Source organism: Nocardia sp. FBN12, from assembly GCF_050320175.1.
Lineage (GTDB): Bacteria > Actinomycetota > Actinomycetes > Mycobacteriales > Mycobacteriaceae > Nocardia.
Window position 1 is genome coordinate 4,702,769 of record NZ_CP190048.1, and the last position, 17,508, is coordinate 4,720,276.

Here is a 17,508-nt window from a genome sequence, read left to right on the forward strand (position 1 = left end):
ACACATTCAGTCGCTCGACCAGCGTTCTCGGCCCGTCGCTCGACGGTGTTGTCCTCGGCGTGCCACCGCCGATGTGTCAGCTCGGTAGGACCGGTACAACCTGTTCTCCGGTCAGTCCGGGTACCTCGCGCCAGAAACGGTCGTTGCGGGTCGGATCGGCGGTCTGTAGCTGCAGGACGGCCCGGGAATCGGCCACGTACTGCGTGGCCGGGGCCGCTGTCACCACCCGGACCGGCGGGGTGAGGTTCTGCGAGGTCACCGCGCTGAATTGGGAGCCGTCGATGGAGACGGTGAAGACCGGGTCGACGTTGCCTTCGCGGGCGACCATGACGGTGTCGCCGGTGACCCAGCTCAGCGAGACCGCGCGCGAACTCAGGCCGAGCGCCAGCGGCACCGGGGAGGTGAGCGCGTACTTGCCGTCGGGACGACGCTCGACCACCGCAACGTAGACCTCGCCATCGGCGATCAGCGCCGCCCGCACGCCGGTGCGCGAGATCATCACCTCGCTGATCGGCGGCCGTGGTGCGCCCGCGCCACCGACCAGGGCCGAGATGTCGACGTCTTCGGTGGAGACATTGCCGGTGGCGCGATCGGTGACCGCCCGGATCACCCGTTCGCCGTCGATCACCGTCCAGGCGGCGCCGCCGTCGCTGGTCCAGGACGGGCGGGCGATGCTGGCGCCCTCGGCGACCGCGAACGCCTTGGCGCCGTAGTTGCCGATGAGCAGGGTGCGCGCCGGTTCGGGTGCCGGTTTGCCGGAGTCGGCGACCGCGGCGACGAACTGGCCGTCGGCCGAGATGCCGACCGATTGCAGGTTGGTCGCCTCGCCGAAGGAACCGCTCGGCGTGACGATGCCGTCAGGGGTGACCTGCACCAGGGTGCCGTTGCGCAGGGCGTGCAGGCCGATCCGGTTCTGGCCGGGCGCCGAGGCACTGTACTGGTCGACATCGGCCACCGACCAGCCGTTGGCCGCGTACCGGTCGTCGAGCGGTTTGCCGTCGGCGAGCAGCACGTACGGGCCGAGGATCTCGGCGCCGGACAGGGTGAGCACCACCTGCGCAGCGAGCAGTTCACGCTCGCGCTGGCCGAGCCCACCGATGCCGGCGAAGTCGATCCGCACCCCGCCGATGCCGACGCCGACATCGCCCGGTTCGTTGTTGGCCTTGGTGATCGGACCGCGCAGCGAGACCGGGTCGGCCAGCTGATTGCGGACCACCGGGGCGATCGTGGACTGTGGTCCCTCCGCGAGCATGCCGATCAGTCGCTCGGTGAGCTGGGCGCGCGGCACCGAGACCCAGCGCGGATCAGGGACGAGCAGCGAACTACCCGGGTCGATGTAGTGCAGGACATAGCGGTGATAGGACTTCACGAAGGCGTCGTTGTCCATCACCACGCCCGACGGCAGCTCGGTGATCCGCCACTCGCCGTCGATCTTGCTCATCTCGATCTTGTTCTCGAGGGTGCCGTCGGTGGCGCGGTAGCCGCCGTCGCGAGCGAGCTCGCCGACCTTGCGAGCCCGCAGCACGTAGCTGGCCTTGTCGCCCGACCGCGACTCGCGCAGGGTGTCGGGGCGGTCGTCGACGATCGTGGTGCTCGCCTCGTCGTTCCAGCTGCCCGCGGTCTCCGGCGCCATGTACTGGCGGGCCGCGGCGTGCCGGTTGGTGGGATCGGCGCTGGCTGTGAGGAAATCGCCGAGCAGCAGGTCGGGGTCGCGGCCGGAGATCGGCGGGGTCGGGCCCTCCGAGGTGGGAGCGCGGTTGATCGTGCCGAGCGCCTGGGGCGCGGAGGACTCAGGGAGACTGGCGCACCCGGTGAGCACCATCAGGGCTACCAGTACCGCTGCGAGCAATGCGGCGCCGTGCCGATCCCGACGATCACCACGCGCGCTGGTCATGACTCTCCTTCTCCGGTCTCGACGGGTCTCGACTTGTCAGCGGGGACCGTGCCACGTCCATTGGTCTGGGCGCCCGCGGCAGGCGGTTCGATGGTGGACTCCCCCACCGCGGGTTCGGGGTCGAGTGGTTCGACCATCTCATGTCCGTCGGGCTCGGCGCCCGTCGGCTCGATCACTGCCGCATCGGCTCCCGTCTGCTCAGCTTCGGTCGACCGGGCCTCCGGCACTACGGCCCCCATCGACTCACCGCCGGTCGATTCGGCGGCAGGCGCATCCGTGGCAGGCACATCGGTGGACGCGTCGTCGACCGTCGGCTCGGCCGGTTCGACTTCCGGCAGCGCGGGGACCTTGCGCAGCATCGGTTCCAGGGCGAGCGGGCTCTGCCCGAGCTTGCGCCCGCGCACCATCGGCAGCAGCAGACGGAAGCTCGCGCCGACGCCCGGATCGCCCCATGCTTCGAGCCTGCCCTCGTGCAGATTCGCGTCCTCGACGCTGATCGACAGGCCGAGCCCAGTACCGCCCGAGCGACGTACCCGCGACGGGTCCGAGCGCCAGAACCGGTTGAACACCAGCTTTTCCTCGCCGGGCCGCAACCCGACGCCCTGATCGCGCACCACCGTCGCGACGGCATTGGCCTCGGCGTCGCCGCGCATGCGGATCAGCACCGGTTTGCCCTCGGAGTGGTCGATCGCGTTGGCGAGCAGATTGCGCAGCACGCGCTCGACGCGGCGCGGGTCGACCTCGGCGACCACCGGCTCCTCCGGCAGGTCGATCACCACCTCGATCTCGGCGTCGCGGGCCAGGTGGCGGACCGTGGAGATCGCGGCCCGCGCGCACATCCGCACGTCCAGCGATTCGATCTGCAGTTCGGCCACGCCCGCGTCGTGACGGGAGATCTCGAGCAGGTCGTTGAGCAGGCCCTCGAACCGGTCGAGCTCGTTGACGAGCAGCTCTGAGCTGCGCGCGAGCGCGGGATCGAGTTCGTCGCTCGAGCCGTGGATGAGGTCGGCGGCCATGCGCACCGTGGTGAGCGGGGTGCGCAGTTCGTGGCTGACATCGGAGGTGAAGCGGCGCTGCAGATTGCCGAATTCCTCGAGCTGGGTGATCTGGTTCGACAGGCTCTCGGCCATCTCGTTGAACGCCTGCGCCAGCCGGGCCATGTCGTCCTCGCCGCGCACCAGCATGCGTTCTTTGAGCCTGCCGTCGGCGAATCGGCCCGCGATCCGCGCCGCCGACCGAATCGGCAGCACCACCTGCCTGGTGACCAATGCGGTGATCGCGGCGAGCAACACCAGCAGCACCACACCACCGATGAGCATCGTGCCGCGCATCAGCGACAGGCTCGATTCCTCGCTGGCCAGCGGGAAGATCAGATAGATCTCCAGGGTCGCGACCTCGGCGCTCGGGCTGCCGATCACCAGTGCGCGCCCGCGGTAACCGTCCGGGTCGGCGACGGTGGTGAACTGGTAGGAGACCTGGTTGCGCTGGACGAAACGGCGCAACTCCTGCGGCACCTCGCCGAGCGGTCCGGCCTGGATCTCGTGCGGCGGAGTGCCGCCGACCATCGCCAGCGCCGAGTCGAAACTGCCCGCGGCGCCGGTGGACTGACCGGTGCCGCCGCGGCTCGACAGGGCCGCCCGCGCGTCGGCGAGCTGCTGGTCCTGGCTGATGCCGGACTGCACGCCCGACATCTTGTTCTCGATCGTGCTGCGGGCACGATCCATCTCCTCGACAGCCGCGTTGATCTTGGCTTCGAGGAGCCGGTCGGTGATCTGACCGGTCAGCACGACCCCGAGGATCGTGATCACGATGAGCGACAGGGTCAACGTCGAAACGATGACTCGCAGCTGCAGCGAACGGCGCCACAGATGGCCGAGTGCGGTCCCGACGGCCTGAAACCAGGCCATGATCGGGGTCGCCCACCGCCGCAGCTGCGCCACTGGACCAGTGGTCACAGCGGCGCCCCGCAGTGACCGATCACGGCGGTCCGGCCTTGTATCCGACCCCGCGCACGGTCAGCACGATCTCCGGGTTCTCGGGATCCTTCTCGACCTTGGCGCGCAGTCGCTGCACGTGCACGTTCACCAGACGGGTGTCGGCGGCGTGCCGGTAACCCCAGACCTGTTCGAGCAGTACCTCGCGGGTGAACACCTGACGCGGCTTGCGCGCGAGCGCGACCAGCAGGTCGAACTCCAGTGGGGTGAGCGAGATCTGCGCGGGGCCGCGGGTCACCTTGTGCGCGGGCACGTCGATGACGATGTCGGCGATCGAAAGCAGCTCGGCGGGCTCGTCCTCGGTGCGGCGCAGGCGCGCTCGCACGCGGGCGACGAGTTCCTTGGGCTTGAAGGGTTTGACGATGTAGTCGTCGGCACCGGACTCCAGGCCGAGAACTACATCGACCGTATCGGTCTTGGCGGTGAGCATGACGATCGGAACGCCGGAATCGGCCCGCAGCACGCGGCATACGTCGATGCCGTTCATGCCGGGCAGCATCAGGTCCAGCAGAACCAGGTCGGGGCGGATCTCCCGCACCGCTGACAGGGCCTGTGTGCCGTCGCCCACCACATGCGGGTCGAACCCTTCCCCGCGCAAGACGATGGTCAGCATCTCAGCGAGTGCCATATCGTCGTCGACGACCAGAATCTTGGGCTTCATAGTCCTATGTTGTCATCTCCATGGCCAGGATCGGGCTGCCACGCCATTAATGGTGTGAACCCGTCGCGTATCCAACCTTATCCGGCAAAGATTTCCGAGCAGAGGGTGAGTAACGCAGGCCTATCGTCATCGGATCGGTATGTCCACCACCGGCCGAACCAGTCGCGGTCGGCGAGTTCACGATAGACCTCGCCGGTGCGCTGCTGCAGACCGCCGTCCCGTTCGTAGGCATCGAGGGCGCGCGTGTCATCGAGTTCGCCACGGCGACGGGCACGTTCGGCCGCCACCTCGGTGGACACGTCGAGCAGTACCGTCAGATCCGGCGCCGGCAGTTCGAGCCTGCCGAACTCCAGATCGCCCACCCACGAAACGATTTCGCCATCGGCGTTCTGCTGCGCCCGCGCGGCCGAGTAGGCGGCGTTGGAGGCCACCCACCGGTCCAGAATCACGATGTCGTTGCCGCCCAACAGGTCCGACAGCTCCGCGCGCGCCGCGGCCCGGTCGAGCGCGAACATGATCGCCATCGCGTTGATCGACCCCGCGAGATCACCGTTGCCCCCGCGCAACGCCTCCGCGGCGAGATCGGCGTGGATCGAATGCCCGTACTGCGGAAAGGCCATACTGTCCGCCCGCAGCCCTTTGCCGGACAATTCGGCGATCAACCCATCGATCAGCGTCCGTTTTCCTGCCCCGTCGAGTCCCTCGACCGCAATCAGCACGCCCATGCGCAGCAGATTACCCGCAGATCACGGCACCGACCCGACCCCGGCCGTCCCACCCCGGAAACATGGTCTGGTCGGCGCCATCGCGGTCGACGAGGATTCTCGCCATGAGGTTGATTCTCCGCACCACGGCGGCCACGTTCGCCATCACCGCCGCCCTCGCCTGCGGTACCGCGACCGCGCAGGCCGCCGATCCTGTCCTTCCCCCCGACGCGGGGTCCTCCACGGCCTTCAATTCGGTGATGTGCGCGCTGCTCGGTATCAGCAGTGAACACAACATCTTCTGCACCGGCCCGATCCTCGGCTAGCGGGCGCGACCTCCCGATTTCCCGTCGCCGGTCGACCACCACGACGGGCAGCAACGCGATCACCAGCGGCACCGCCGGTGCGCTCGGCGCACCCGGCGTGCTGTGTTCGCTGGCGACGATGTCGGGCGTGTCACCGCAGAACACCTTCTGCCTGGGCTAATACCCCGGCTGAGGCCGAGACGACAGTGGCCCGCCGACCGGATGGTCGACGGGCCACTCTCATGTCTGAATCAGTAGCGGTAGTGGTCGGGCTTGTACGGGCCTTCCACGTCCACGTTGATGTACTCGGCCTGATCCTTGGTGAGCTTGGTCAGCGTGCCACCGAGGGCCTCGACGTGGATCTTGGCGACCTTCTCGTCGAGGTGCTTGGGCAGGCGGTAGACCTCGTTGTCGTACTCCTGCGGCTTGGTCCACAGCTCGACCTGCGCGATCACCTGGTTGGAGAAACTGTTCGACATCACGAACGACGGGTGGCCGGTCGCGTTGCCGAGGTTGAGCAGACGACCCTCCGACAGCAGGATGATCGCCTTGCCCGAATCGAAGGTCCACTCGTCGACCTGCGGCTTGATGTTGATCCGGGTCGCGCCCGAACGCTCCAGCGCCGCGATATCGATCTCGTTGTCGAAGTGGCCGATATTGCCCAGGATCGAGTGATCCTTCATCGCCTTCATGTGCTCGAGGGTGATGATGTCCTTGTTGCCGGTCGAGGTGATGACGATGTCGGCATCGCCGATCGCCTGCTCGACGGTGACCACGTCGTAGCCGTCCATCAGCGCCTGCAGCGCGTTGATCGGGTCGATCTCGGTGACCTGCACGCGCGCGCCCTGGCCCGCGAGCGACTCCGCGCAACCCTTACCGACGTCACCGTAACCGCAGATCAGCACCTTCTTGCCACCGATGAGCACATCGGTGCCACGGTTGATGCCGTCGATCAGCGAGTGGCGGGTGCCGTACTTGTTGTCGAACTTGGACTTGGTGACCGAGTCGTTGACGTTGATCGCCGGGAACACCAGCTCACCCGCGGCGGCGAACTGGTACAGGCGCAGCACGCCGGTGGTGGTCTCCTCGGTGACACCCTTGACCGACTCGGCGATGGTGCTCCACTTGGTCTTGTCGGCCTCGATGCTCTCGCGCAGCAGGTCGAGGAACACCGTGTACTCGGCGGAGTGGTCGGCGTCGGCGGGCGGAACCACACCGGCCTTCTCGAACTGCGCACCGCGCAGCACGAGCATGGTCGCGTCGCCGCCGTCGTCGAGGATCATGTTGGCCGGGGCGCCGGGCCAGGTCAGCATCTGCTCGGCGGCCCACCAGTACTCTTCGAGCGTCTCGCCCTTCCAGGCGAAGACCGGGATGCCTTTGGGCTCGTCGACGGTGCCGTTCGGGCCGACCACGATGGCGGCGGCGGCGTGGTCCTGGGTGGAGAAGATGTTGCAGGAGGCCCAGCGCACGTCGGCGCCCAGCGCTACGAGGGTTTCGATCAGGACGGCGGTCTGGACCGTCATGTGCAGCGATCCGGAGATTCGCGCGCCCTTCAGCGGCTGAACGTCGTGGTATTCACGACGCAGTGCCATCAGGCCCGGCATCTCGTGCTCGGCGAGGCGGATCTCCTTACGGCCGAATTCGGCCAGCGAGAGGTCTGCCACCTTGAAGTCGATGCCGTTGCGGACGTCGGGGGTGAGCTCGGTGCGCGCGGGGAGTTCTGAGGTCGTCACGGTGGCTAGGTTACCGGTTGGGGCCGCGCGAGTTCCCCGCTGTCGTCAAGGTCGAGCCTCAGGCCGCGGCGCGGTATCGGGCCAGCAACCGTCGCGGCTTGTCTGGCGCGACATTGGCCAGGCTCAGGTCGCCGCCGTAATGGGCCGCGACCCTGGGGTCCATCACCGCACGCCACAGCGGTGGGACGGCGGCCAGCAGGATCATGGTGGCGTACCCGGCGGGCAGCTGCGGCGCTTCCTCGGTGCTGCGCAGGGTCTGATAGCGCCGGCCCGGGTTGGCGTGGTGGTCGCTGTGGCGCTGCAGATGGAACAGGAAGATGTTGGTGACCAGGCGATCGGAGTTCCAGCTGTCACGCGGGGAGCACCGTTCGTAGCGGCCGTTGGGCTTGCGCGCGCGCAGCAGTCCGTAGTGCTCGACGTAGTTGACGGTCTCGAGCAGGCCGAAGCCGATCACGGCCTGGATGACCAGCCACGGCAGAATCGCCGGGCCGAAGACCAGGGTCAGCGAACCGAACAGCACCGCCGTCATCGCCCAGGCCTGCAGGATGTTGTTCTCGATACTCCACCAGCTGCGCCCCTGCCGGTACAGGCGCGCGCGCTCGAGTTGCATGGCCGACCGGAACCCGCCGAGCACGCTGCGCGGCAAGAATTCCCAGAGCGATTCACCCATCCGGGCACTGGCCGGATCCTCGGGCGTTGCCACCCGGGCGTGGTGTCCGCGATTGTGCTCGACGAAGAAGTGCCCGTACCCCGATTGGGCGAGCGCGATCTTCGACAGCAATTTTTCAGCACTCTCCACCCGATGGCCCAATTCGTGGGCGGCGTTGATGCCGATGCCGCTGACGAAGCCGACCGTGGCGGCCAAACCGAGCTTGTCGACGAGCGCCAGCTCGGGGCTCGTCCACATGAAGCAGGCCACGCCGAGGCTGATCATCTGGATCGGCAGGAACAGGTAGGTGCACCACCGGTAGTACCGGTCGGCGGAGAGCGCCGCGTAGTCCTCGTCGCGGGGATTGTTGCCGTCTTCGCCGACGATCCAGTCCAGCACCGGGATGGCGATCAGGACGATGACAGGCCCGATCCACCAGAACACTTCAGCCTTGGTATGGAACACCAGCTGGGAGGGCAACAGCGCGCACGCCGGGGCGATCAGCCCTAAAGCCCAGAGATACCGTTTGGGATCACGAAAACCCCCCGGTTTGCCAACCGTTTGCACACCCGCTCCGCTACAAAAAGACCGATCGTCGACCGATGTGAATACTGACAGACCATAGGCGCGTTACACAGCGGCAGATCCTCAAACGTGGTGACGGTTACACAGGAGCGAATCAGGGCTCGTGACTTCTCTCAGTGATCCAGCTCACCTGATGGGACGCGCATGCCCCGTACCTGCACAATCGCCTCCACGTACGGAGTGAGCAGGGCGCTCATCTCGGCGGGGGCGTCGCGCTCGGGGACCGGCGGGTTCGGGATATAGCTCAGCGCGATGCGCACGAGCGCGTGCGCGAGCACATCGGCCTCGGCCCGCGTCGCGTTCACCCAGCTGTGCATGAAGACCTCGGTCAACCGCGCGGTGGCGTGCTCGAGCAGCGGGGCCGCGTCGAGAGTGATCAACCGCAGCAGATCCGGCTTCATCTCCCCGCTCAGCAGCGAGCGGACCAAAGGGTCGCCCGCGGCGGAGAGAAAGAAGCCGGTCATTCCGACCTGGATCGCGGCCCGCGCGTCACCGGCATTGGCGTCGAGCGCCTCGCGCACGTGGTCGACGAGATCGTCGGCCAGGCGCAACGCGTAGGCCTGCGAAAGCCCCGCGCGCGAACCGAATTCGTTGTAGAGGGTCTGCCTGCTCACTCCCGCGCTGGCCGCGACGTCACCGAGGGTGACCTTGGACCAGTCACGCTCGGTGAGCAGTTCGCGCATCCCGTCCAGGACCGAGTTGCGCAGCAGTTCGCGCGCGGCCTCCTGGTACGGGACGCGCGAACCGGTGCGCGGGGTGCCCGCGACGCTCACGAACGTTCGATCTCGACCATGAAGAAGTCGGACTTGCGGGCACCGCAGTCCGGGCAGGTCCAGTCGTCGGCGATATCGTCCCAGCGGGTACCGGGGGCGATGCCGTCATCGGGCCAGCCCTGGGCCTCGTCGTATTCGAAACCGCACTGTGCGCACTGATACAGCTTGTAGTCGGTCACAGCGATTCTCCTACCGCCTCGAAGTCGATCTTCTCCCGCACCCCGCAGTCCGGACAGCACCAGTCGTCGGGGACGGCCGTCCACAGTGTGCCAGGCGGAAATCCTTCGCGTGGGGCACCTTTGGCTTCGTCGAAGACGAAATCGCATACCGGACATCTGTAGGCGCTCACGACCCGACCTCGGTTCCGTACTTTTCCAGCACCTGCTCCCGGCGCTTGGGTTCGATATTGGCGAGGGTGACGTCCCCGCCGTAGTGCGCGAGCACGCGCTTGTCCATCACCTTGCGCCAGATCGGCGGGAAGTAACCGAGCAGGATCATGCTGGCGTAGCCGCTGGGCAGGTTCGGCGCGCCGTCCCAGCTGCGCAGCGTCTGGTAGCGCCGGGTCGGGTACGCGTGATGGTCACTGTGGCGCTGCAGGTGATAGAGGAAGATGTTGGTGACGATGTGGTCGCTGTTCCAGCTGTGCGCGGGTGCGGGGCGTTCGTAACGTCCGCTCGCGGTCTTCTGCCGGACCAGGCCGTAGTGCTCGAGATAGTTCACCGACTCGAGCAGACTGAAGCCGACGACTGCCTGCAGGATCAGGTACGGCAGCACCTCGATGCCGAACACGGCGATCAAGCCGAGCCACAACACCACCGACATCGCCCAGGCGTTGAGCACGTCGTTGCGCAGCGTCCACGGACTCTTCTCCAGCCGGCCCAGTCGTTCCTTCTCCAGATGCCAGGCCGAGCGCAGGCTGCCCCAGACCGTGCGCGGCCAGAAGGCCCAGAACGATTCGCCGATCCGCGAACTCGCGGGATCCTCCGGGGTGGCGACCCGGACGTGGTGACCGCGGTTGTGCTCGATGTAGAAGTGCCCGTAGAACGACTGCGCCAGCGCGATGCGCGCGAGCCAGCGTTCCAGTTCGACCTTCTTGTGGCCGAGTTCGTGCGCGGTGTTGATGCCGATGCCGCCGATCATGCCAACGCTGATCGCGATGCCGATCTTGTCGACCACATTGGCGCCACCGGGGAAGCCGAGCCAGTGCAGATTCGGCGCGGTGATGATGTAGCAGGCGAAGATCAGCGAGGCGTACTGGAACGGCAGGTACAGGTAGGTGAGGTAGCGGTAGTACTTGTCGTTCTCCAGGTACTCCATCACCTCGTCGGGCGGATTGTTGCCGTCCGGACCGAAGAACAGGTCCGCGAGCGGGATCACGAGGTAGACCAGCACGGGGCCGAGCCAGAACGGGATCTCGGCGATGCGGTGCCAGCCGAGTTGGTTGAGGCCCCAGATCAGGGGGATCGCGATCGTGAACAGGCCGGTCGGGGCGAACAGGCCCCACAGCCACAAATATCGCTTGGAATCTCGCCATTGCGGCGGCGCGACCCGCTGCTCGGACGCGTTGGCATCAGTCGACATCATCGTCTCCAGTTCCGAGGCACATCTCACACCTGTGATGTGCGTAACTCTCTGTCACAGACGATATGTCCGGATGCGTCCGCTGTCTAGACAAATTTGCCGATTTGTAAAGCAGTGTCGGTCCGATAACGCCGACGGCGACCGTGCCCGAACTGGACACGGTCGCCGTCGTTACAGGTCAGTGACCTATTCAGGGGCCTTTACATTCGGCCTCTGACCGGAAGCAGCACGTCCGCGCCCGGTGGTAGCCCGTCGACCGGCCACCACCGCAGATCGGTCGATTCGGCGCTGCGCACCGGGACCGCGTTCGGCGGTGCCACGATCTCGAAGAGCAGGTCGAGATGCCGCGTCGGGACGCCGAGCGAGCAGGTGATCGGGTGCGCCTGCGCGCCGTAGAGACCGGGCGTGAGAACCAGGTCGGGGATGCCCGATTCCTCCACGGCCTCGCGCAGCGCCGCGTCCGGCACGGTCTTGTCATCGGGTTCGCAGTGACCGCCGAGCTGGATCCAGCGGCCGACGCGCGGGTGCAGGGTGAGCAGGATGTCGCGGCGATCGTGCGACAGCACGATGGCCGACGCGGTGATGTGGCCGGGGGCGTGTTCACGCAGGCAGCCGCGAGGCGCCGAGCCGAGGAAGGCCAGAATCGCTTCGCGCAGTGAGCGATCCGGGTTCGTGTCCGGCTCCCACTCGGTGAGCAATTCGGTCGCCGAGGCATGCAGCGATTCCGCGCTCATCGGACCAGCTCCGTCACCGCGGCGCGCGTCACCACGCCGGGCGTCGGCTGTGCGGCATGTGCCGACTCCGCGGTCGCCGCACGCAGCTCCGACGCGGCGGCGAGCGCCTTCGCGCTCACAGCTCTACCAGCCCAGCGCCGGCCGGTCCGACGGTGCGCGGGACAGGCTCTTCGAGTGGATGACCGATCGCGATGGCGCCCAACGGCATCCAGTCCTCGTCGAGCCCGAGGACCTCGCGCACGATCTCGGGCGCGAAGATGGTCGAGCCGATCCAGCAGCTGCCGAGTCCGTCGGCGGCCAGCGCGACCAGCAGACCCTGCACCGCCGCGCCGACGGCCACCGTGAACATCGTCTGCTCGGCGGCCTGACGGCGAGCGTCGGGATAGTCGTGGGCGCCGTCGGGCACGCAGAACGGGATGATCACCTCCGGCGCGTCGAAAAGGATACGACCGCGCGCGATTCGACGTCGCACGCGTTCGGCATCGAGCCCGTCGGCGGTGAGGTCGGCGCTCCACTTCTCGGCCATGGCCTCGAGCAGCTGTGCCCGCAGCGTCGCCTTGCGCAGCCAGACGAAACGCACCGGGCGGGTGTGGTGCGGGGCAGGCGCGGTGAGGCCGACCGCGACGGCGGCGCGGATCCGTGCCGGGTCCACGGCGTCGCCGGCGAAGGCACGCACCGAACGGCGCAGCGGCACAGCCTCTTTGCGCCCCTGCTCGAGCGCTTCGGCGGTGCCGAGCCAGAACAGGTCGTCGACGCCACCGCGCAGCAGCGCGGCCGCGGTCGAACCGTCGTCGTCGGTCCGCAGCCCGCGCACCACCGCCACCGGGACGCCGCCGAGCTTGCCCTTGACCAGGTCGGCGGCCGCGGCGAGTTCGTCGGCGATGGCCACCTGGGTGACGTGTAGTTCGTTGCCCTGCCCGTCGACGGCGCCGTCGTAGTCGTGCAGCACACGCAGCCCGGCCGAACCGATGGCGGCGTCGATCTGGCCGTTGCGCCAGGCCCGGCCCATGGTGTCGGTGATGACCACGGCCACGTCGACGCCCAACCGCTGGGCGAGCGCGGTACGCAAAGCCTTCGCGCTGCCGTCGGGATCGACCGGCAGCAGCACCAATTCGCCCTCGGCCACGTTCGAGCCGTCGACCCCGGAGGCCGCCTGCACGATGCCGAGCCGGTTCTCGGTGATGAGGGTGCGGCCCTTGCGCGCGAGCACCCGAACGGCTTCGTCCTCGACGAGCTGGCGACGCACGGTGTCGCGTTCGTCGGGGTCGATCGGCGCGGCCACGATGCGACCCTCCACCTTCGACACGATCTTGCTGGTGACCACCACGACGTCGCCATCGGCGAGCCAGGGCGCTTGCGCCGCAAGATGTTCGGCGAGATCATCGCCCGGCCGGAACTCCGGCAGCCCCGGCACCGGCAGAATCCGGAGTTCGTCGGCGGCATGGTCGGGCAACGCGCCACGACTGTCACCAGCCAGTGGCTGCGACGCTTCCTGGCGAATCTCGCTCATGCCTTCACTCCCGCCAATTCCAGTGCGGCGCGCGCCATTTCAGCGGTCGCCTCGGGGTCGCTCATCAGCAGCGGCACACTGCGCACCTCGACGCCGGGAACCTCCGCGGAGTCGGTGGAGTGCACCAGCCAGCCGTCGAGGATGCCGGTGGCCGAGCGCGCACCGTAGTGACGCCCGATGGCCTCGGCCGTCGACTCGACCCCGATCGCCGATAGGCACTCATCGGCCATGCCGCGCAACGGCTTTCCGTCGATCACCGGCGAGAGCCCGATGACCTTGGCCTCGGTGGTGCGCAGCGCGCCCCTGATTCCGGGCACGGCGAGGATCGCGCCGATGCTCACCACGGGGTTCGACGGGGCCAATAACACGGCGTCAGCGGCGCCTATGATTTCGGTCACATTCGGCGCCGGGGAGGCTTGCTCGGCACCGATCGAGGCAAATCCGTGCGTCGGGAGGGCCGCGCGGTACCGCACCCACCACTCCTGAAAATGGATCGCGCGACGTTCGCCAGCATTGTCGGGATCGCTGACCACCACGTGGGTTTCGCAGCGATCGTCGGTAGCCGGGATCAGCCGCACCCCCGGTTGCCACCGATTGCACAGCGCTTCGGTGACCGCGGACAGCGGATATCCGGCGCGCAGCATTTCGGTGCGAATGAGGTGGGTGGCGATATCGCGATCGCCGAGGCCGAACCAATCGGGCTGGGCGTTGTATTTCGCCAGCTCCTCTTTCGCGTGCCAGGTTTCGTCGGCGTGGCCCCAGCCGCGCTCGGTATCGATGCCACCGCCGAGGGTGTACATGCAGGTGTCGAGGTCGGGACAGATGCGAAGGCCGTGCATCCAGACGTCGTCGCCGACGTTGACGACAGCGGAGATGTCGGCCTCGGGCAGCAGCTGCCGGACGCCTTGGAGGAACCGGGCACCGCCGACGCCGCCGACGAGTACGGCGATCTTGGGCTCGCGCACCGAGTGTTGTGCAGTCACAAGGTCACAGCCTAGTGACCGAGGGTTGCCGACTGATTTCGCGCCGAATTCCAGCGAAGTTGCTGATCATTTGCCACAGCACATAACAAGATCAACACGAAAGGCGGGTGCGGAGTGTAACGGAAGGGTGACGGCGGGTTGACCACCGGCAAGTGCGGCGTGTCTAATCACAGACATGTCATTCCGGTCACCGCGAGAGGGCATAGCGCGGGGGCGTTTGCGAGAGGGTTCCAACTCGCCTGAAAAGGCCACCGCGCGAGGACTTGGCGCACGGGTGGGGTTGCGAGCGGGTTCCAACTCGCCGGAAGGCAGGCTCGGGGAAGCCCGCGAGACTACGTCGCGGTGTTGGGCCGTCGGGGTTGTATCTGGTCCGACGGAAAGAATCATTCTGCGCTAACACATAGTGAGGAGGCGGAACGATGACCGAAGATCTGGTCTCGCCGACCGATTCCACAGCAGGCGCAGCTCACGCTGTCTGCGCTGACATGAGCTGGCAGGAACCGGACGTGGTAAGCGAAGTCGCGGCTCCCCGGCTGAGTCTGGTCGTGCCGGGCTTCGACGAAATGTTCGAGTCGATCGAAGAGCAGTGGCAGGAACGTGCCCTCTGCGCTCAGACCGACCCCGAGGCGTTCTTCCCCGAGAAGGGCGGCTCCACGCGTGAGGCCAAGCGAATCTGCTTGGGCTGTGAAGTACGTGACCAGTGCCTGGAATACGCACTGGCACATGATGAACGCTTCGGCATCTGGGGCGGTCTCTCGGAACGAGAGCGTCGCAGGCTGAAGCGCGGAATCGGTTAAGTGACTGTTCGAAAGTAGACTCTCTCCAGGCCTGGCCCGGAGCCACGCAGGCGCAGTACGTCGGTGTCTCCGGGCGAACGCCCTTGTTGATCTTCACGGTGCAGGCGAGAGAGGTGAAAGACCCATGGCACGTTCCCGGCGTCATTCCCCGGCACCCACCGCCCGTTCGGTGACCCGCCGCGGCCGCGGTGTTCGTGGCCCCATGCTCCCGCCGACGGTGCCCGCGTGGCGCACCAGAGGGCAGAAATTCGATCGGCTCGTGCTCGAGGCCTTCGCTCCGCTGGACACCCGCTGGCACGATCGCCTCACCAAGCTCGATATCGCCGTCGACGATGTGCCGAAAATCCGTCCGCTGCATCCTGATTCGGTCACCTGGCCGGACGAGGTCGTGGCCGACGGCCCGGTGCCACTGTCGCGGCTCATCCCCGCCGGCGTCGACCGGCACGGTGCGGCCACTCGCGCCAGGGTGGTGTTGTTCCGCAAGCCGCTGGAATTGCGGGCGGCCGATCCGGACGATCTGGTCGAGTTGCTGCGCGAGGTACTCGTGCAGCAGATCGCGACCTACCTCGGCGTCGACCCCGATCTGATCGATCCCGAGCCCGAATAGGCCTCGCCCGCCGGTGCGCGCCAGACCGGCGAACGGTGCGCGACTGGGCCCTTTCCGGGCCCTTTTAGGGCGTGTCCGTCTCCACTTTCCGCGCGTGGAGGGCTAATCTCGACGTCGTGATCCCTATGCGTCGTTGCTGCCGACCCGGCTGCAAGAACCCGGCTGTAGCGACGCTGACTTATGTGTACTCCGACTCGACCGCCGTCGTCGGACCCCTGGCCACTGTCGCCGAACCGCATTCCTGGGATCTCTGCGAGACGCACGCCTGCCGCATCACCGCGCCCAAGGGCTGGGAACTGGTCCGCCACGAAGGCGGCTTCTCCTCGAGCACACCCGACGACGACGATCTGACGGCACTGGCCGAAGCGGTCCGCGAAGCGGGCCTACGCCGCCGCCCCGCCGAACCCGACCAGCCGGGCTACCGCGACAACGCCCCCGCCGCCCCACGCACCGCGCGCACGGGCCGCCGCGGCCACCTCCGCGTTCTCCCGGACCCCTGACCCAGCCGAGCGCTCCCCACGCAGGACCTGCCGAACACGGTCGAGCTAGGCGGACCTGTACGGCCGAAGTCGCGGAGAGGCGGATAGGCTTGTGCGCATGACGACCCTCGCGCGCTCTGGCGAACTCGTGAATGCCGTGATCAAGGCTTATGACGTCCGCGGGGTGGTGGGCGAGCAGATCGACGAGGCGTTCGTCAGCGACGTAGGCGCTTCCTTCGCCCGCCTGATGCGCGCCGAGGGTGCCGAGCGCGTCGTGATCGGCCATGACATGCGCGAATCCTCCCCCGCCCTCGCTGCGGCTTTCGCGCAGGGCGTGCAGGTCCAGGGCCTCGATGTGGTGCACATCGGCCTCGCTTCCACCGACCAGCTCTACTTCGCCTCCGGCAAGCTCGGCTGTCCCGGCGCCATGTTCACCGCCAGCCACAATCCGGCGAAGTACAACGGCATCAAGCTGTGCCGCGCGAACGCCCTGCCGGTCGGCCAGGACACCGGGCTGGCGACCATCGCCGCCGAGGTCATCGAGGGCGTGCCCGCCTACGACGGCGCGCCCGGCGCGGCGACCACCACCGATCTGCTCGCGGACTACGCGACCTACCTGCGCGAACTGGTGAACCTCGACGAGATCCGCCCGCTCACCATCGCGGTCGACGCGGGCAACGGCATGGGTGGCCACACCGTGCCCGCCGTGCTCGGCACGCTCGGCCCGATCACGATCGTGCCGCTGTACTTCGAACTCGACGGCTCGTTCCCCAACCACGAGGCCAACCCCCTCGACCCGAAGAACCTCGTCGACCTGCAGGCACTTGTCCGTTCCAGCGGCGCCGACATCGGCCTTGCCTTCGACGGCGACGCCGACCGCTGCTTCGTCGTCGACGAGCGCGGCGAGCCGGTGTCCCCCTCGGCCATCACGGCCATCGTGGCGCAGCGTGAGCTGGCCAAGGAGCCGGGCGCGACGGTTATCCACAACCTGATCACCTCACGGGCGGTGCCCGAGCTGGTCGAGGAGCTGGGTGGCAAGCCGGTGCGTACCAGGGTCGGGCACTCGTTCATCAAGCAGGAGATGGCCTCGACCGGCGCGGTGTTCGGCGGCGAGCATTCGGCGCACTACTACTTCCGCGATTTCTGGGGTGCCGACTCGGGCATGCTGGCCGCGCTACACGTGCTGGCCGCGCTCGGCGAGGGCGAGCGGACCGTCTCGGATCTGATGGCCGCCTACGACGTGTACGCCGCCTCTGGCGAGATCAATTCGACCGTGTCCGATGCGGCCGATCGCACCGCCGCGGTGCTCGCCGCGTTCGCCGACCGCACCGAATCGGTCGACCGGATGGACGGCGTCACCGTCGATCTGGGCGAGCACGCCTGGTTCAACCTGCGCGCCTCGAACACCGAGCCGCTACTTCGACTCAATGTCGAGGCCGGATCGCAGGCCGAAGTAAACGCACTCGTGACCGAGATCCTGAGCATCGTCCGCGCCTGACTGGGAAGATGAAACCAGTAC

General features: G+C 67.5%; 19 protein-coding genes. 5 read left to right on the forward strand and 14 right to left on the reverse strand.

What is annotated here, in order from left to right:
• Positions 1-76 precede the first annotated feature (76 nt).
• From lpqB to ACQHI0_RS22320, 4 genes are all read right to left on the reverse strand, one after another.
• The gene (gene lpqB, locus ACQHI0_RS22305; protein WP_427903782.1) at positions 77-1,894 is read right to left on the reverse strand and encodes an MtrAB system accessory lipoprotein LpqB; all 1,818 of its coding nucleotides are present in this window, start codon (positions 1,892-1,894) and stop codon (positions 77-79) included.
• Entirely contained in the window at positions 1,891-3,801 is a 1,911-nt protein-coding gene (gene mtrB / locus ACQHI0_RS22310) for an MtrAB system histidine kinase MtrB (RefSeq protein WP_427909258.1), read from the reverse strand. Before mtrB ends, lpqB begins: the two co-directional genes overlap by 4 nt.
• A 70-nt stretch (positions 3,802-3,871) precedes the next feature.
• Positions 3,872-4,549, reverse strand: a complete 678-nt coding sequence (gene mtrA / locus ACQHI0_RS22315; protein WP_379240180.1) for an MtrAB system response regulator MtrA — start codon at positions 4,547-4,549, stop codon at positions 3,872-3,874.
• A 77-nt stretch (positions 4,550-4,626) separates the two neighbouring features.
• On the reverse strand, positions 4,627-5,274 hold the full coding sequence (locus ACQHI0_RS22320) for a dTMP kinase (RefSeq protein ID WP_427903783.1): 648 nt from the start codon (positions 5,272-5,274) through the stop codon (positions 4,627-4,629).
• A gap of 104 nt (positions 5,275-5,378) precedes the next feature.
• Between ACQHI0_RS22320 and ACQHI0_RS22325 the strand changes: the two genes are divergently transcribed.
• Entirely contained in the window at positions 5,379-5,579 is a 201-nt protein-coding gene (locus tag ACQHI0_RS22325; protein ID WP_427903784.1) for a hypothetical protein, read from the forward strand.
• 230 nt (positions 5,580-5,809) lie between these two features.
• Here the strand turns inward: ACQHI0_RS22325 and ahcY are convergent, their stop codons facing one another.
• From ahcY to cofD, 10 genes are all read right to left on the reverse strand, one after another.
• Positions 5,810-7,291 (reverse strand): adenosylhomocysteinase, encoded by a 1,482-nt coding sequence (gene ahcY, locus ACQHI0_RS22330; protein ID WP_427903785.1) that lies wholly within the window; start codon positions 7,289-7,291, stop codon positions 5,810-5,812.
• Positions 7,292-7,349: 58 nt separating this feature from the next.
• Positions 7,350-8,507, reverse strand: coding sequence for an alkane 1-monooxygenase (locus tag ACQHI0_RS22335; RefSeq protein ID WP_427903786.1), 1,158 nt, complete (start codon positions 8,505-8,507; stop codon positions 7,350-7,352).
• Between the two features lie 131 nt (positions 8,508-8,638).
• Complete coding sequence (locus tag ACQHI0_RS22340) at positions 8,639-9,298, reverse strand: TetR family transcriptional regulator (RefSeq protein ID WP_427903787.1); 660 nt, start codon at positions 9,296-9,298, stop codon at positions 8,639-8,641.
• A complete protein-coding gene (locus tag ACQHI0_RS22345; protein ID WP_266292625.1) occupies positions 9,295-9,477 on the reverse strand; it encodes a rubredoxin in 183 nt (60 codons plus the stop codon). Before ACQHI0_RS22345 ends, ACQHI0_RS22340 begins: the two co-directional genes overlap by 4 nt.
• Positions 9,474-9,647 carry a rubredoxin gene (locus ACQHI0_RS22350; protein ID WP_358107553.1) on the reverse strand — a complete coding sequence of 58 codons (174 nt, stop codon included), beginning with the start codon at positions 9,645-9,647 and terminating at the stop codon, positions 9,474-9,476. The genes ACQHI0_RS22345 and ACQHI0_RS22350 overlap by 4 nt, the downstream gene beginning before the upstream one ends.
• The gene (locus ACQHI0_RS22355) at positions 9,644-10,882 is read right to left on the reverse strand and encodes an alkane 1-monooxygenase (RefSeq protein WP_427903788.1); all 1,239 of its coding nucleotides are present in this window, start codon (positions 10,880-10,882) and stop codon (positions 9,644-9,646) included. The genes ACQHI0_RS22350 and ACQHI0_RS22355 overlap by 4 nt, the downstream gene beginning before the upstream one ends.
• 197 nt (positions 10,883-11,079) lie before the next feature.
• The gene (locus ACQHI0_RS22360; protein ID WP_427903789.1) at positions 11,080-11,613 is read right to left on the reverse strand and encodes an NUDIX hydrolase; all 534 of its coding nucleotides are present in this window, start codon (positions 11,611-11,613) and stop codon (positions 11,080-11,082) included.
• Positions 11,610-11,732, reverse strand: coding sequence for a hypothetical protein (locus ACQHI0_RS22365; RefSeq protein ID WP_427903790.1), 123 nt, complete (start codon positions 11,730-11,732; stop codon positions 11,610-11,612). Before ACQHI0_RS22365 ends, ACQHI0_RS22360 begins: the two co-directional genes overlap by 4 nt.
• On the reverse strand, positions 11,729-13,123 hold the full coding sequence (locus tag ACQHI0_RS22370; protein ID WP_427903791.1) for a coenzyme F420-0:L-glutamate ligase: 1,395 nt from the start codon (positions 13,121-13,123) through the stop codon (positions 11,729-11,731). The genes ACQHI0_RS22365 and ACQHI0_RS22370 overlap by 4 nt, the downstream gene beginning before the upstream one ends.
• Positions 13,120-14,106 carry a 2-phospho-L-lactate transferase gene (cofD, locus tag ACQHI0_RS22375; RefSeq protein WP_427903792.1) on the reverse strand — a complete coding sequence of 329 codons (987 nt, stop codon included), beginning with the start codon at positions 14,104-14,106 and terminating at the stop codon, positions 13,120-13,122. Before cofD ends, ACQHI0_RS22370 begins: the two co-directional genes overlap by 4 nt.
• Before the next feature lie 563 nt (positions 14,107-14,669).
• Here cofD and ACQHI0_RS22380 point away from each other — a divergent pair.
• From ACQHI0_RS22380 to ACQHI0_RS22395, 4 genes are all read left to right on the forward strand, one after another.
• Positions 14,670-14,903: a WhiB family transcriptional regulator gene (locus tag ACQHI0_RS22380; protein WP_133733920.1), complete on the forward strand. Its 234-nt coding sequence runs from the start codon at positions 14,670-14,672 to the stop codon at positions 14,901-14,903.
• 124 nt (positions 14,904-15,027) lie between these two features.
• Positions 15,028-15,510, forward strand: a complete 483-nt coding sequence (locus ACQHI0_RS22385; RefSeq protein WP_194826429.1) for a metallopeptidase family protein — start codon at positions 15,028-15,030, stop codon at positions 15,508-15,510.
• 125 nt (positions 15,511-15,635) lie between these two features.
• On the forward strand, positions 15,636-16,010 hold the full coding sequence (locus tag ACQHI0_RS22390) for a DUF3499 domain-containing protein (protein ID WP_427909259.1): 375 nt from the start codon (positions 15,636-15,638) through the stop codon (positions 16,008-16,010).
• 97 nt (positions 16,011-16,107) lie between these two features.
• The gene (locus tag ACQHI0_RS22395; RefSeq protein WP_427903793.1) at positions 16,108-17,487 is read left to right on the forward strand and encodes a phosphomannomutase/phosphoglucomutase; all 1,380 of its coding nucleotides are present in this window, start codon (positions 16,108-16,110) and stop codon (positions 17,485-17,487) included.
• Positions 17,488-17,508: the final 21 nt, after the last annotated feature.